This window comes from Bacillus sp. 7_6_55CFAA_CT2 (assembly GCF_000238655.1).
Lineage (GTDB): Bacteria > Bacillota > Bacilli > Bacillales > Bacillaceae_G > Bacillus_A > Bacillus_A cereus.
On sequence record NZ_JH414708.1, the window covers coordinates 417,402 to 429,760 of the forward strand.

The following is a 12,359-nucleotide window of genomic DNA, read 5'->3' on the forward strand; positions in this document are numbered from 1 at the left end:
TTTTTCTTATTTATTTTTAGCTAAAATTTCTTTTGCGATTTCATCAATTAGCATATCTTTTCCGATTGGATTGAATGCTTTCGTATTGAAGACTTCATTTGATACTTCATATACGTGATTGTTCTTAACTGCTTTATTGTCTTTCCAAACAGCACTGTTTTTGTAGTCTTCGTAAACTTTATCAGCTTCGCCGCCGAAGTTTACAATAAACATTTGATCAGGCTGGAATGCAACAAGACCTTCTAGCGATACTTGCGCCATCGTTTGTTTTAAATCTGTGCCTTTTGTTGCTGGAAGTTTTAAGTCATTAAAGATGATGTCACCGTATCCGAAGCTACCGTATACACGGAAGTTTTGTGGTGTAACTGCAACGAACATAAAGTTCTCATCTTTTGTTTTCTCTTTAATTTTTTTAGATAAAGAGTCTGCTTTCTTATCGTAGTCTGCAATCCATTTGTCTGCTTTCTTCTCTTCGTCAAATAGCTTACCTACTTCTTTAAACTTACCACGCCAGTCTTCTAAGTTTGTTTCTAGAACAACTGTAGGTGCAACCTTTTCTAGTTGATCATAAATTTTTAATTGACGGTTGTTTAAAATAATTAAGTCTGGTTTTAAAGCAGTAACAGCTTCTAAATCAACTTTAGGTGCCCAGTACCAACCTACTGCTTTTACTCCATCTAACTTGTCTGTTAAGTGATTTTGGATTTTATCTTTATATGTATTTGCTGTACCAACAGGTTTATGTCCAAGAAGTAATAGTTCTTCTGTTGATCCAGATAAGTCAACAATTCTCTTTGGATTTACTGGAATTGTAGCTTCACCTTTAGCATGTTTTACAACTTTTGTTTTCGGTTGTTCTTTTGCTTTCGATTCTTCTTTTTGAGAAGAACAGCCAACGATAGAAAGAACAACAAGCATAATAGTAAATAAAATAAATAGCTTACGTTTCATCCTGATGTAACCCCTTTAATTAGTATTGATAATCATTATCGACTTCTGTATATTAAGGTGCTTTAACCTTTCTGTCAATGGAAAATAACAGAAGTTTTAAGTGGAGAACATTTGTTGGGGCAGTCTCGCTTTTCTATCATTAAATATGTTAAAATGGAATACATGATTTAAGAGGGAGAGATCGTATTTTGTTTGAATATGTTACAGGTTACGTGGAGTATGTAGGGCCGGAATATGTCGTAATTGATCATAATGGAATTGGTTATCAAATTTTCACACCAAATCCGTATGTATTTCAAAGAAGTAAGCAAGAAATCCGTGTCTATACATATCATTATGTGAGAGAAGATATTATGGCACTTTACGGTTTTAAAACACGTGAAGAGCGTTTATTATTTACAAAGTTGTTAGGCGTGTCTGGCATTGGGCCAAAAGGCGCTCTTGCAATTTTAGCTTCTGGTCAAACAGGACAGGTCGTTCAAGCGATTGAGCATGAAGATGAGAAGTTTTTAGTGAAATTCCCAGGCGTCGGAAAGAAAACAGCACGCCAAATGATTTTAGATTTAAAAGGAAAACTAGCAGATGTCGTACCAGATGCATTTGTTGATTTATTCTCAGACACAGAACGTTTTGATGAGAATAAAGGTTCATCAGCTGAGCTTGATGAGGCACTGGAAGCTCTGCGCGCACTTGGATACGCAGAACGCGAAGTTTCTCGTGTTGTACCAGAGTTATTAAAAGAAGCATTAACGACGGATCAGTATATTAAAAAGGCACTTAGTCTTTTACTAAATGGTAAGAGGTGAGTATAATGGACGAACGTCTCCTTTCAGGGGAATCTGCATATGAAGATGCGGATTTAGAATATTCATTACGGCCACAGACGCTCCGTCAGTATATTGGCCAAGATAAAGCGAAACATAATTTAGAAGTATTTATTGAAGCGGCGAAAATGCGTGAAGAAACGTTAGATCACGTGCTTTTATATGGACCACCAGGTCTTGGTAAAACGACGCTTGCGAATATTATTGCCAATGAGATGGGCGTTAATGTTAGAACAACTTCAGGTCCCGCAATTGAAAGACCAGGAGATTTAGCTGCTGTATTAACAGCGCTTCAGCCAGGTGATGTATTATTTATTGATGAAATTCATCGTTTGCATAGATCAATTGAAGAAGTATTGTATCCTGCGATGGAAGACTTTTGCCTTGATATTGTAATTGGAAAAGGGCCTTCAGCACGTTCTGTACGCCTAGATTTACCGCCATTTACATTAGTTGGAGCAACAACACGTGCTGGAGCATTATCGGCACCGCTTCGTGACCGCTTCGGTGTACTTTCAAGGTTAGAGTACTACACAGTAGATCAGCTTTCTGCGATTGTTGAACGTACAGCAGAAGTATTTGAAGTTGAAATCGATTCGTTAGCTGCATTAGAAATTGCAAGACGTGCTCGTGGTACACCTCGTATTGCGAATCGTCTTTTAAGACGTGTACGTGATTTCGCACAAGTTCGTGGTAATGGAACGGTTACGATGGAAATTACACAAATGGCATTAGAGCTACTGCAAGTAGATAAATTAGGTCTAGATCATATTGATCATAAATTACTGCTTGGTATTATTGAGAAATTCCGTGGCGGTCCAGTTGGATTAGAAACGGTTTCAGCAACAATTGGAGAAGAATCTCATACGATTGAAGATGTGTATGAGCCGTATTTATTACAAATTGGCTTTTTACAACGAACGCCGAGGGGCCGAATTGTAACGCCGCTTGCGTATGAACATTTCGGAATGGAGATACCAAAAGTATGACGGAGATGCCAAAGCTGCTTATTACAGCCGGGATCTTACTCATCGTTGTTGGATTAGCTTGGAAGTTCATTGGAAGGCTTCCAGGCGATATTTTTGTGAAAAAAGGAAACGTTACCTTTTATTTTCCTATCATTACATGTATTGTGTTAAGTATTGTATTATCTTTTATTATGTATATAATAAATCGATTTAAATAAGAAATAGGTGGATATAGCTATGGATATAAATCTGTTTGATTTTCATTTACCAGAAGAACTTATTGCACAAGTCCCGTTAGAAGAGCGTGAAACATCAAGATTAATGGTGTTAGACCGTGAAACAGGTGATATTGAGCATAAACATTTTACGGATATTCTTTCTTACTTACATGAGGGGGATTGCTTAGTTTTAAATGAAACGAAAGTTATGCCTGCTCGTTTGCACGGTGTGAAAGAAGATACAGGCGCGCACATTGAAGTACTTCTTTTAAAACAAGAAGAAGGTGATAAGTGGGAAACGCTTGTAAAGCCAGCGAAACGTGTAAAAGAAGGAACTGTTATCTCTTTTGGCGAAGGGAAATTAAAAGCAACTTGCACAGGAACTGCAGATCAAGGTGGACGTCAGCTTGAATTTTCATATGACGGCATCTTCTATGAAATTTTAGATGAACTTGGGGAAATGCCACTTCCTCCATATATTAAAGAGACGCTAGAAGATCGCGATCGCTATCAAACAGTATATGCGAAAGAAATCGGTTCAGCAGCAGCGCCGACTGCGGGACTTCACTTTACAGAAGAGTTACTTGAGAAGTTAAAGCAAAAAGGCGTTCAGTTAGCATTCATTACACTTCACGTAGGACTTGGAACATTTAGACCAGTTTCTGCAGACACGATTGAAGAACACCATATGCACGCAGAATATTATCATATGTCTGAAGAGACAGCGGCATTATTAAATCGTGTGAAAGAGAATGGTGGACGTATTATTACTGTAGGTACGACATCAACTCGTACGTTAGAAACAATTGCAACAGATCATGAAGGTAAGCTTTGCGCCGCTTCTGGATGGACAGATATTTTCATGTATCCGGGATATGAATTTAAAGCAATTGATGGTTTAATTACAAACTTCCATTTACCGAAATCAACATTAATTATGCTTGTAAGTGCATTTGCAAATAGAGATAATGTACTTCATGCTTATAATGAAGCAGTAAAAGAAAAATATCGTTTCTTTAGCTTCGGTGATGCAATGTTTGTTGCATCTCACGCTAAAATGAGAAACAAATAAAAGGAGTAAGTTATGACAGCAATTCGTTATGAATTTATTAAGACATGTAAACAAACGGGTGCCCGTTTAGGTCGTGTGCATACGCCGCACGGTTCATTTGATACACCAACATTTATGCCAGTTGGTACACTTGCAACAGTTAAGACAATGTCACCAGAAGAATTAAAAGCAATGGATTCTGGCATTATTTTAAGTAATACGTATCATTTATGGCTACGTCCAGGTCATGAAATTATTCGTGAAGCAGGCGGCTTGCATAAATTTATGAACTGGGATCGTGCAATCTTAACAGACTCTGGTGGTTTCCAAGTATTCAGTTTAAGTGACTTCCGTCGTATTGAAGAGGAAGGCGTTCACTTCCGCAATCACTTAAATGGAGATAAATTATTCTTATCACCAGAAAAAGCGATGGAAATCCAAAATGCATTAGGTTCAGATATTATGATGGCATTTGATGAGTGTCCACCATTCCCAGCTACTTTTGAATATATGAAGAAATCTGTAGAGCGTACGAGCCGCTGGGCAGAACGTTGCTTAAAAGCGCATGAACGTCCGCAAGATCAAGGTTTATTCGGTATTGTACAGGGGGGAGAGTACGAAGAGCTTCGTCGTCAAAGTGCGAAAGATCTTGTTTCAATGGACTTCCCTGGTTACGCTGTAGGTGGTTTATCTGTAGGCGAACCGAAAGATATTATGAACCGTGTACTTGAGTTTACAACACCACTTCTTCCAGATAATAAGCCTCGTTACTTAATGGGTGTAGGTTCTCCTGACTCGTTAATCGATGGCGCAATTCGTGGTATTGATATGTTTGACTGCGTACTTCCAACTCGTATCGCTCGAAATGGTACATGTATGACAAGTGAAGGTCGCCTCGTTGTAAAAAATGCGAAATTCGCAAGAGACTTCGGTCCGCTTGATCCAAACTGTGATTGCTACACATGTAAAAACTACTCTCGTGCGTACATTCGTCACTTAATGAAATGTGATGAAACGTTCGGAATTCGTTTAACGTCTTATCACAACCTTCATTTTCTGTTAAACTTAATGGAGCAGGTGAGACAAGCTATTCGTGAAGACCGTCTTGGCGATTTCCGCGAAGAGTTCTTTGAACAGTATGGCTTTAATAAACCGAATGCTAAAAACTTCTAATACATAATTTAAAAGGAGGAACAAAAGATGAATGCAGGTATGATGAATATCGTTATGATCGTTGCGATGTTTGCGATTTTCTATTTCTTATTAATTCGCCCGCAACAAAAACGTCAAAAAGCAGTTGCTCAAATGCAAAGTGAGTTAGCAAAAGGTGATGCTATCGTAACAATCGGTGGTTTACACGGTACAATCGAATCAGTAGATGAGACGAAAATTGTTATTAAATCTGGTGGTTCACACTTAACGTTCGATCGCAATGCGATTCGTGAAGTTGTGAAAAACTAATTTGGAAGGCCCTGCATGAAATATGCAGGGCCTTTTTTAGTTACTTTGCTTTGACATATTTACACCGAAAATACCACCGAGTGTACTCGCCCCCATTAATGCTAATTGATAAAGTAATTGTGAGTTCGATAAAGTTTGAGAAAAGCCTAAATAGTTAACTAGAAAAACGAGTATAGTGAACGTGAGACCTGTTGTGAGACCTACTAGCCAACCTTTTCCTTGAGCCTTTTTGCCGGCAGTAAATCCAGACATAAGCATAGATAAAAGAGCGAGTATAAAAATAGTAACGGTTAATGTCCCTTCGTTTATATTCGTAAACTTTAATAAAAGAGCCATAATCATACTAGTAATAGATGCGAGAATTAGTAGTGTAACAATACCGAAGCCAATTGCAGTTGATAATTTTTTCGTTCCATCCATTTATGCATTCCCCCTTTTTAATACAAGCATATTTTCCTTTTGTCTAAGTTAGACTAGTTTCTTTTTTATAGGGGAGTCTATACGTAAAAAAGGAGATGTAGAAATGGAATGGATATCAATAATTGGACGGACAATGCTTTTGTATATCATCATCTTAATTATTTTTCGTCTTATGGGTAAACGTGAGATAGGAGAGCTAAGTGTATTAGATTTAGTCGTATTTATTATGCTTGGAGAAATGGCTGTAGTGGCAATTGAAAATACCGATAAATCACTTTGGCATCAATTAGTTCCGATGACTTTTCTTATGTGCATCCAAATTATTTTGTCAGTCATTTCCCTAAAGTATCAACGCTTTCGGCATTTAATAGAAGGTGAGCCGGCTATTCTTGTAAACGCGGGAAAGATTGATGAAAAGAAGATGAGAAAGCAACGTTATAATATAGATGATTTAATGATGCAATTAAGGGAACAAGGAGTTGGAGATATTCGGGATGTAGAATATGCTATTTTGGAACCGTCTGGGAAGTTATCTGTCTTTCAAAAACAAAAAAATAAACAAGATACATTGCAGTTTACGCTTCCTCTTATTATTGATGGAGAAATTCAATCTAGTCATTTACAAATGATTGAACATACAGATGCATGGCTTATTGAGAAATTAAAAAACTTAGGTTATAACGATGTAACACAAATTTTATACTGTAGTTTTCAAAACGGAAAATTTTTTGTTGATTTAAAAGAAAATTAGAGACTTATTCTTTGAAAGAGTAAGAATGATTAGTGTAACTAATAATCAGTGGAGATTACCCCACTGATTAAAGTTTCACCTTATTTCAAAAATGAAAGTTTACGAATGATAGGGAGACGACTTAACTCTTCTTTTCGAATGAGTTTGAAAGTGAAGAGAAGTACGATATAAACAATTGTTGTTAAAGTGATTTCCCATAATGTTTGTATGCCAAGGGCATGAGAGAAAATAATATATTTATGAAGATAAAAACCGAAGGCGCCTGCGATACCGATGGCAAGTCCGCCGAAAATATAGTCTTTTGCGTAAATGGTAAATGTAATCTTTTTTAAAACAGTAGCGTAGTGAAGAAATGTTACTGTTACAATATTTGCTGCAATAGCGAGAGCAACCCCCATCATTTGAAATTCTGGCCTTGATGCTAGTACAAAAATAACGATTAATTTCACGATGGCTCCAATAAATGTATTCATCATTGCAGCTCTTGCTAAGTTTAAAGCTTGCAAAACAGAGGTAAGTGGACTTTGGAAATAATGAAATAAAAAGCAAGGCGCAAGAAGTTGAATGAATGCTGTTGCGCTGTCTGATCCATACATAAGAGTTAAAACAGGAGAAGCGAATACGTATAATATAACGACAGACCATCCGCCGGTAATTAATGAAATTCGAAGTGCTTGTTGTAAACGGTGCTCCACTAATTTATGTTGTCTTTTTGCCATTGCTTCACTAATAGAAGGGACGAGCGCTGTAGAGAGAGCGTATGTAATAAAGGCGGGTAGTGATAGAAGCGGGAATGCATAACCGTTTAATATACCGTATTGCTGGGTTGCAACAGAAGCAGCGACACCAGCGATTGCTAAGCTTTGCATAACGACAATAGGTTCAAAAAAATATGAAACGGAGCCGATTAAACGACTTCCTGTAGTTGGAAGGGCAATATCCATCAGAGAATAAAATGTCCCTTTGCTTTCCTTTACAGTAGTGAAAAATCCAGAGCGTATTGATAAATGTTTTTCTCGCTGAAATAACGTGAGTAAAAATAATAACGATGCAACTTCACCGAGAACAGCTGATAACATAGCGCCGGCTGCAGCGTATTCTATGCCGTAAGGTAAAAATAATTGAATGCATATAGCGATAATGGTAATGCGGACGACTTGTTCTAGAACTTGCGCATAAGCGCTAGGTTTCATGTTTTGTTTCCCTTGAAAATAACCACGCAAAACAGAAGAAACAGCAATAACAGGAACAACGGGCAAAATGGCCATTAATGGATAGTACGTTCTTTCGTCGGTTAATAATGTTTTTGCTAAAATAGGTGTGAGGAACATAATTCCAATTGTTAAAATGATACTAATAACGGATGTAACAGCTAGTGATACGGTTAATATTTTTTTAACTCTTTGTTTATCGTTCACAGCTTCCGCTTCTGCTACAAATTTTGCGATTGCGACAGGAAGACCAATTTGTGTCAATGTAATTGCTAAAATGAATGTAGGAACGGCCATCATATAAAGACCAACGCCTTCTTCTCCCAAAATACGTGCCATTACTATGCGGTTGATAAAGCCGAGTATTTTTGTAATAAAGCCGGCTATCATTAAAATAAATGCGCCTTTTAAAAAGCTTTGTCTCGTCATGTTCTTCTCCTACCTTCTCAAAATCAATGGAATGATTTACAATAATTTATATGCACGTACGAGACAAGAATGACAAGCATTTAAGAGAGTGAAATATGATAGTGCTCTTGAAAGTAGTTATTGCTGTCCATTAGAGCGGGAATAAAAGCGACTTTTCGTGCGAAATAAGAAGGAGATGTTATAGATGTTAGATAGAGAGGCTTTGGTAGAATCATACCGCGGACAGTTACAAGTCGTTTTAGAAAGTAAAGTAGAAGAGTTTCAAATGTTCGGCTACGACAGAGTGACAGATGATGACATTTGGAAGTTTCTTAAAGTGAAAAAGTGGAAGAAGATAGACAGCGATGTTAGATTGTATGAATTAGTTAATGACGTATTAACAGTAAGTGCTAATGAATATATGACATATTTAACTGTTGAAGCATATCAAGCGCCACTTTGGTCATTTGATGAATATGAAAATAAATAACCGACTGCAATTGGTTTGTTCTTCCTTTTGCAGTATAATGATAGGTATTGATAATCAGGAAATAATTATGTCTAAGATCATATATAAAGGAGGTAGTGAAGAGAGAAAAAAATAATGAAAGTGCAGGTATCGTGAAAACGTACCGGCACAGCTAGTGATGAGCTAGCAAAATTATAGAAAGGAAGTCTACTAACTAGACGTATGCACACGTGTAAAAGTGAATCGTAAGAGATTTATTTAAAGTGTTAGTAGCGGAAAGAGGGTACATATGGCAAAGCGTGGTACGAGAATTGCCGCCTTTTTCCTCATCGTTTTATTAATCGGTGGAGTAATTGGTGCGGCAGGAAAAGACATAGCAAAAGGAATTAGTCTAGGACTAGACCTTCGCGGTGGTTTTGAAATTCTGTATGAAGTAAAACCAGCCAAAAAAGGTGACAAAATCGATCGAGACGTACTTGTAAGTACAGTAGGTGCTCTTGAGAATCGTGTCAATGTTCTCGGTGTAAGTGAGCCGAACATTCAAATCGAAGGGCAAGATCGAATTCGTGTACAGCTTGCTGGTGTACAAGATCAGCAAAAAGCACGTGAAATGTTATCAACACAAGCGAAATTAACATTCCGTGATGTAGATGATAATCTTCTTATGGACGGAACGGATTTAAAAGGCGGCGGAGCGAAGCAAACATTTGATGAGCAAGGCCGTGCGAGCGTAGGTCTTACACTAAAGAGCGCTGAAAAATTCCGTGAAGTAACTGAAAAAATTTCAAAAATGCCACCACCAACGAATTTAATGGTAATTTGGCTTGATTTTGAAGAAGGAAAAGATTCGTACAAAGCAGAATCTGCAAAACCGAATCCGAAGTTCTTATCAGCAGCAACAGTAAACCAAGTATTTAACCAAGCTGAAGTATCTATCGTAGGTGGAAACTTCACAGTTGAAAGTGCGAAACAACTTTCATCTTTATTAAATGCAGGTGCACTTCCTGTCGATTTAAAAGAAATGTATTCAACATCTGTTGGAGCGAAATTTGGTCAACAAGCGTTAGAGCAAACGATTTTCGCTAGTGCGATTGGTATCGCTCTTATTTTCTTATTTATGCTTGTATTCTACCGTTTACCAGGACTTGTAGCGGTTATTATGTTAGGTCTATACATTTTCGTTACGTTACTTGTCTTTAACTGGATGCATGCAGTTCTTACGCTGCCGGGTATTGCGGCGCTAGTGCTCGGGGTAGGTATCGCTGTTGATGCGAATATTATTACGTACGAGAGACTGAAAGAAGAGCTGAAAATTGGTAAGTCAATGATGTCAGCATTCCGTGCTGGTAACCATCGTTCATTAGCAACGATTTTAGATGCGAACATTACAACACTTGCAGCAGCTGGTGTGTTATTCGTTTACGGTAATAGTTCCGTAAAAGGGTTCGCAACAAGTTTAATCGTAAGTATTTTAGTCGGTTTCATTACGAACGTATTCGGTACTCGTTTCTTACTAAGTTTACTAGTAAAGAGCCGTTACTTCGATAAAAAACCAGGATACTTTGGTGTGAAGCAAAAGGATATTATTCCATTAACAAAAGGTGTAGTACATCCACCAACGAAATTTGATCGTATTAACTTCGTAAATGTCGGTCATAAATTCCTTATCTTCTCGATTGTAGTTGTAATTGCAGGTGCAATTATCTTGCCAATTTTCAAATTGAATCTTGGTATTGACTTTGCGAGTGGTACACGTATCGACTTGCAATCAAAACAAGCAGTTACTGTGTCTGATGTTCATAAAGATTTTAAAGAGTTGAACATTGATGTGAAGGAAGAAAATATTGTACCGACTGGAGATGACAATAAAGGATTCGCAGTTCGTACATTAGGTGTTCTATCAAAAGATGAAATTGCAAAAACAAAAACATTCTTCCACGATAAATATGGTACAGATCCAAACGTAAGTACAGTTTCACCAACAATCGGGAAAGAAATTGCACGAAATGCATTTATCGCAGTATTAATCGCTTCTGCGGTTATCATTTTATACGTAAGTATTCGATTCCGATTTACGTACGCATTATCTGCAGTACTTGCATTATTACATGACGCATTCGTTATGATTGTTATGTTTAGTATTTTCCAACTAGAGGTAGACTTAACGTTTATCGCTGCAGTACTAACAATCATCGGTTATTCTATTAATGACTCGATTGTTACATTTGATAGAAACCGTGAATTATACAAACAGAAAAAACGAGTGCGCGATATAAAAGATCTAGAAGAAATCGTAAATGCAAGTATTCGCCAAACGCTTGGTCGCTCGATTAACACCGTATTAACAGTGTTATTCCCAGTAATTGCACTGCTTATCTTCGGTAGTGAGTCACTACGTAACTTCTCGTTTGCGTTACTTGTTGGATTAATTGTAGGTACGTACTCTTCTGTTTTCGTTGCCTCTCAAATTTGGTTAATGCTTGAAAACCGTCGTTTGAAAAAGGGAAAAAACAAGAAGAAGGTTGAGAAAGTAGAATCTGAACCGCAAGTATAGAAAAGATGATGTCTCTTTATGAGGCATCTCTTTTTTCGTTTGTGGATACAATAAGATAGCAACTTTTTAACAGAAAGAAGATGGAAGAAAGTGGTGGTGTTATCGCTGTTTTTGTTAAAATAAAAAGATAGGTTAAGAAAAGAAGGGATTTTAATTATGGAAAAAGATGAACGTTTTAAACAGGCCGAGTTTGGTGCTATTGTCGGGATCGTTGGTAATATTATATTAGCGATTGTAAAGGCGGTAATTGGTTATATTGGGAACAGTAAAGCGTTATTAGCGGATGCCGTGCATTCTGCATCAGATGTAATAGGTTCGCTAGCTGTACTTTTTGGACTGCGAGCGGCAAAGCAGCCACCTGATGAGGATCATCCGTATGGTCATGGTAAAGCGGAATCGATTTCAGCGATTATTGTTGCGGTATTATTATTTATTGTGGGACTTGAAATCGCGATTTCGTCTATAAAAGCTTTTTCGCAAGAACTAGAACCGCCGAAAGGAATTACGATATTTGCTGTTGTTCTTTCAATCGTCGTGAAAGAAGGAATGTTTCAATATAAATTCCGATTAGGGAAAAGAGTAAACAGTGATGCAATTATTGCAAATGCATATGAGCACCGTTCGGATGTATTTTCTTCAATTGCAGCTTTAATCGGTATTTGTGCAGCTATAATCGGTGGTAAGTTTGGTATAGACTGGCTCGTATATGCTGATCCGATTGCAGGATTAGTTGTTTCACTTCTTGTTGTAAAAATGGCATGGAGCATTGGAGCGGAAGCAATTCATGCAACGCTTGACCATGTTCTTCATGAGGAGGATGTTATTCCGCTTAGAGAGGCCGTTCTTCAAGTAGATGGTGTGAAAAAAATTGGTTCTTTATATGCACGGGAGCATGGTCATTATGTTATTGTCGATATTAAAGTGTCTGTAGATCCATACATTACCGTAGAAGAAGGACACCGTATTGGAAAACATGTGAAAGAAATACTTATGAAACAAGATAATGTACAAAATGTATTCGTACATATAAATCCGTATTCTCCAAATTAAACATCATTAACATTTTAGTATAT

Annotated in this window: 13 protein-coding genes; 10 read left to right on the plus strand and 3 right to left on the minus strand. The window is 37.4% G+C overall.

The window, feature by feature from the left end:
* Window positions 1-6: 6 nt before the first annotated feature.
* Window positions 7-951, minus strand: a complete 945-nt coding sequence (locus HMPREF1014_RS02295; RefSeq protein ID WP_000823606.1) for an iron-hydroxamate ABC transporter substrate-binding protein — start codon at window positions 949-951, stop codon at window positions 7-9.
* A 188-nt stretch (window positions 952-1,139) separates the two neighbouring features.
* Here HMPREF1014_RS02295 and ruvA point away from each other — a divergent pair, with 188 nt between their 5' ends.
* The 6 genes from ruvA to yajC are packed head-to-tail and all read left to right on the plus strand — an operon-like array spanning window position 1,140 to window position 5,473.
* A complete protein-coding gene (gene ruvA, locus HMPREF1014_RS02300; RefSeq protein WP_000464513.1) occupies window positions 1,140-1,757 on the plus strand; it encodes a Holliday junction DNA helicase RuvA in 618 nt (205 codons plus the stop codon).
* A 5-nt stretch (window positions 1,758-1,762) separates the two neighbouring features.
* Window positions 1,763-2,764, plus strand: coding sequence for a Holliday junction branch migration DNA helicase RuvB (ruvB, locus tag HMPREF1014_RS02305; RefSeq protein WP_000344449.1), 1,002 nt, complete (start codon window positions 1,763-1,765; stop codon window positions 2,762-2,764).
* Window positions 2,761-2,961 (plus strand): DUF2905 domain-containing protein, encoded by a 201-nt coding sequence (locus HMPREF1014_RS02310; protein WP_000138162.1) that lies wholly within the window; start codon window positions 2,761-2,763, stop codon window positions 2,959-2,961. The genes ruvB and HMPREF1014_RS02310 overlap by 4 nt, the downstream gene beginning before the upstream one ends.
* 19 nt (window positions 2,962-2,980) lie before the next feature.
* Window positions 2,981-4,033: a tRNA preQ1(34) S-adenosylmethionine ribosyltransferase-isomerase QueA gene (gene queA, locus HMPREF1014_RS02315; protein ID WP_000354034.1), complete on the plus strand. Its 1,053-nt coding sequence runs from the start codon at window positions 2,981-2,983 to the stop codon at window positions 4,031-4,033.
* 12 nt (window positions 4,034-4,045) lie between these two features.
* Window positions 4,046-5,185 carry a tRNA guanosine(34) transglycosylase Tgt gene (gene tgt / locus HMPREF1014_RS02320; RefSeq protein WP_000125365.1) on the plus strand — a complete coding sequence of 380 codons (1,140 nt, stop codon included), beginning with the start codon at window positions 4,046-4,048 and terminating at the stop codon, window positions 5,183-5,185.
* Window positions 5,186-5,212: 27 nt separating this feature from the next.
* On the plus strand, window positions 5,213-5,473 hold the full coding sequence (gene yajC / locus HMPREF1014_RS02325; protein WP_000991115.1) for a preprotein translocase subunit YajC: 261 nt from the start codon (window positions 5,213-5,215) through the stop codon (window positions 5,471-5,473).
* A 36-nt stretch (window positions 5,474-5,509) separates the two neighbouring features.
* Here yajC and HMPREF1014_RS02330 read toward each other — a convergent pair whose 3' ends face one another.
* A complete protein-coding gene (locus HMPREF1014_RS02330; RefSeq protein ID WP_000349150.1) occupies window positions 5,510-5,893 on the minus strand; it encodes a TIGR04086 family membrane protein in 384 nt (127 codons plus the stop codon).
* A gap of 103 nt (window positions 5,894-5,996) precedes the next feature.
* Between HMPREF1014_RS02330 and HMPREF1014_RS02335 the strand changes: the two genes are divergently transcribed.
* Complete coding sequence (locus HMPREF1014_RS02335) at window positions 5,997-6,644, plus strand: DUF421 domain-containing protein (RefSeq protein ID WP_000454816.1); 648 nt, start codon at window positions 5,997-5,999, stop codon at window positions 6,642-6,644.
* A gap of 80 nt (window positions 6,645-6,724) precedes the next feature.
* Here the strand turns inward: HMPREF1014_RS02335 and spoVB are convergent, their stop codons facing one another.
* Window positions 6,725-8,284, minus strand: coding sequence for a stage V sporulation protein B (gene spoVB, locus HMPREF1014_RS02340; protein ID WP_000198300.1), 1,560 nt, complete (start codon window positions 8,282-8,284; stop codon window positions 6,725-6,727).
* A 184-nt stretch (window positions 8,285-8,468) separates the two neighbouring features.
* Between spoVB and HMPREF1014_RS02345 the strand changes: the two genes are divergently transcribed.
* The 3 genes from HMPREF1014_RS02345 to HMPREF1014_RS02355 all read left to right on the plus strand — a co-directional run bounded on the left by HMPREF1014_RS02345 (window position 8,469) and on the right by HMPREF1014_RS02355 (window position 12,336).
* Window positions 8,469-8,753 (plus strand): post-transcriptional regulator, encoded by a 285-nt coding sequence (locus HMPREF1014_RS02345; RefSeq protein WP_000886978.1) that lies wholly within the window; start codon window positions 8,469-8,471, stop codon window positions 8,751-8,753.
* Window positions 8,754-9,021: 268 nt separating this feature from the next.
* Window positions 9,022-11,286: a protein translocase subunit SecDF gene (secDF, locus tag HMPREF1014_RS02350; protein WP_001119061.1), complete on the plus strand. Its 2,265-nt coding sequence runs from the start codon at window positions 9,022-9,024 to the stop codon at window positions 11,284-11,286.
* A gap of 156 nt (window positions 11,287-11,442) precedes the next feature.
* Window positions 11,443-12,336, plus strand: a complete 894-nt coding sequence (locus HMPREF1014_RS02355) for a cation diffusion facilitator family transporter (protein ID WP_000409741.1) — start codon at window positions 11,443-11,445, stop codon at window positions 12,334-12,336.
* Window positions 12,337-12,359: the final 23 nt, after the last annotated feature.

Excerpts from the sequence above, each read along its gene's own strand:
- queA (WP_000354034.1), top strand. The coding sequence starts at position 2,981 with ATGGATATAAATCTGTTTGATTTTCATTTACCAGAAGAACTTATTGCA.
- HMPREF1014_RS02335 (WP_000454816.1), top strand. The coding sequence starts at position 5,997 with ATGGAATGGATATCAATAATTGGACGGACAATGCTTTTGTATATCATC.
- spoVB (WP_000198300.1), bottom strand. The coding sequence starts at position 8,284 with ATGACGAGACAAAGCTTTTTAAAAGGCGCATTTATTTTAATGATAGCC.
- HMPREF1014_RS02310 (WP_000138162.1), top strand. The coding sequence starts at position 2,761 with ATGACGGAGATGCCAAAGCTGCTTATTACAGCCGGGATCTTACTCATC.
- HMPREF1014_RS02330 (WP_000349150.1), bottom strand. The coding sequence starts at position 5,893 with ATGGATGGAACGAAAAAATTATCAACTGCAATTGGCTTCGGTATTGTT.
- secDF (WP_001119061.1), top strand. The coding sequence starts at position 9,022 with ATGGCAAAGCGTGGTACGAGAATTGCCGCCTTTTTCCTCATCGTTTTA.
- ruvB (WP_000344449.1), top strand. The coding sequence starts at position 1,763 with ATGGACGAACGTCTCCTTTCAGGGGAATCTGCATATGAAGATGCGGAT.
- HMPREF1014_RS02345 (WP_000886978.1), top strand. The coding sequence starts at position 8,469 with ATGTTAGATAGAGAGGCTTTGGTAGAATCATACCGCGGACAGTTACAA.
- HMPREF1014_RS02355 (WP_000409741.1), top strand. The coding sequence starts at position 11,443 with ATGGAAAAAGATGAACGTTTTAAACAGGCCGAGTTTGGTGCTATTGTC.
- tgt (WP_000125365.1), top strand. The coding sequence starts at position 4,046 with ATGACAGCAATTCGTTATGAATTTATTAAGACATGTAAACAAACGGGT.
- HMPREF1014_RS02295 (WP_000823606.1), bottom strand. The coding sequence starts at position 951 with ATGAAACGTAAGCTATTTATTTTATTTACTATTATGCTTGTTGTTCTT.
- yajC (WP_000991115.1), top strand. The coding sequence starts at position 5,213 with ATGAATGCAGGTATGATGAATATCGTTATGATCGTTGCGATGTTTGCG.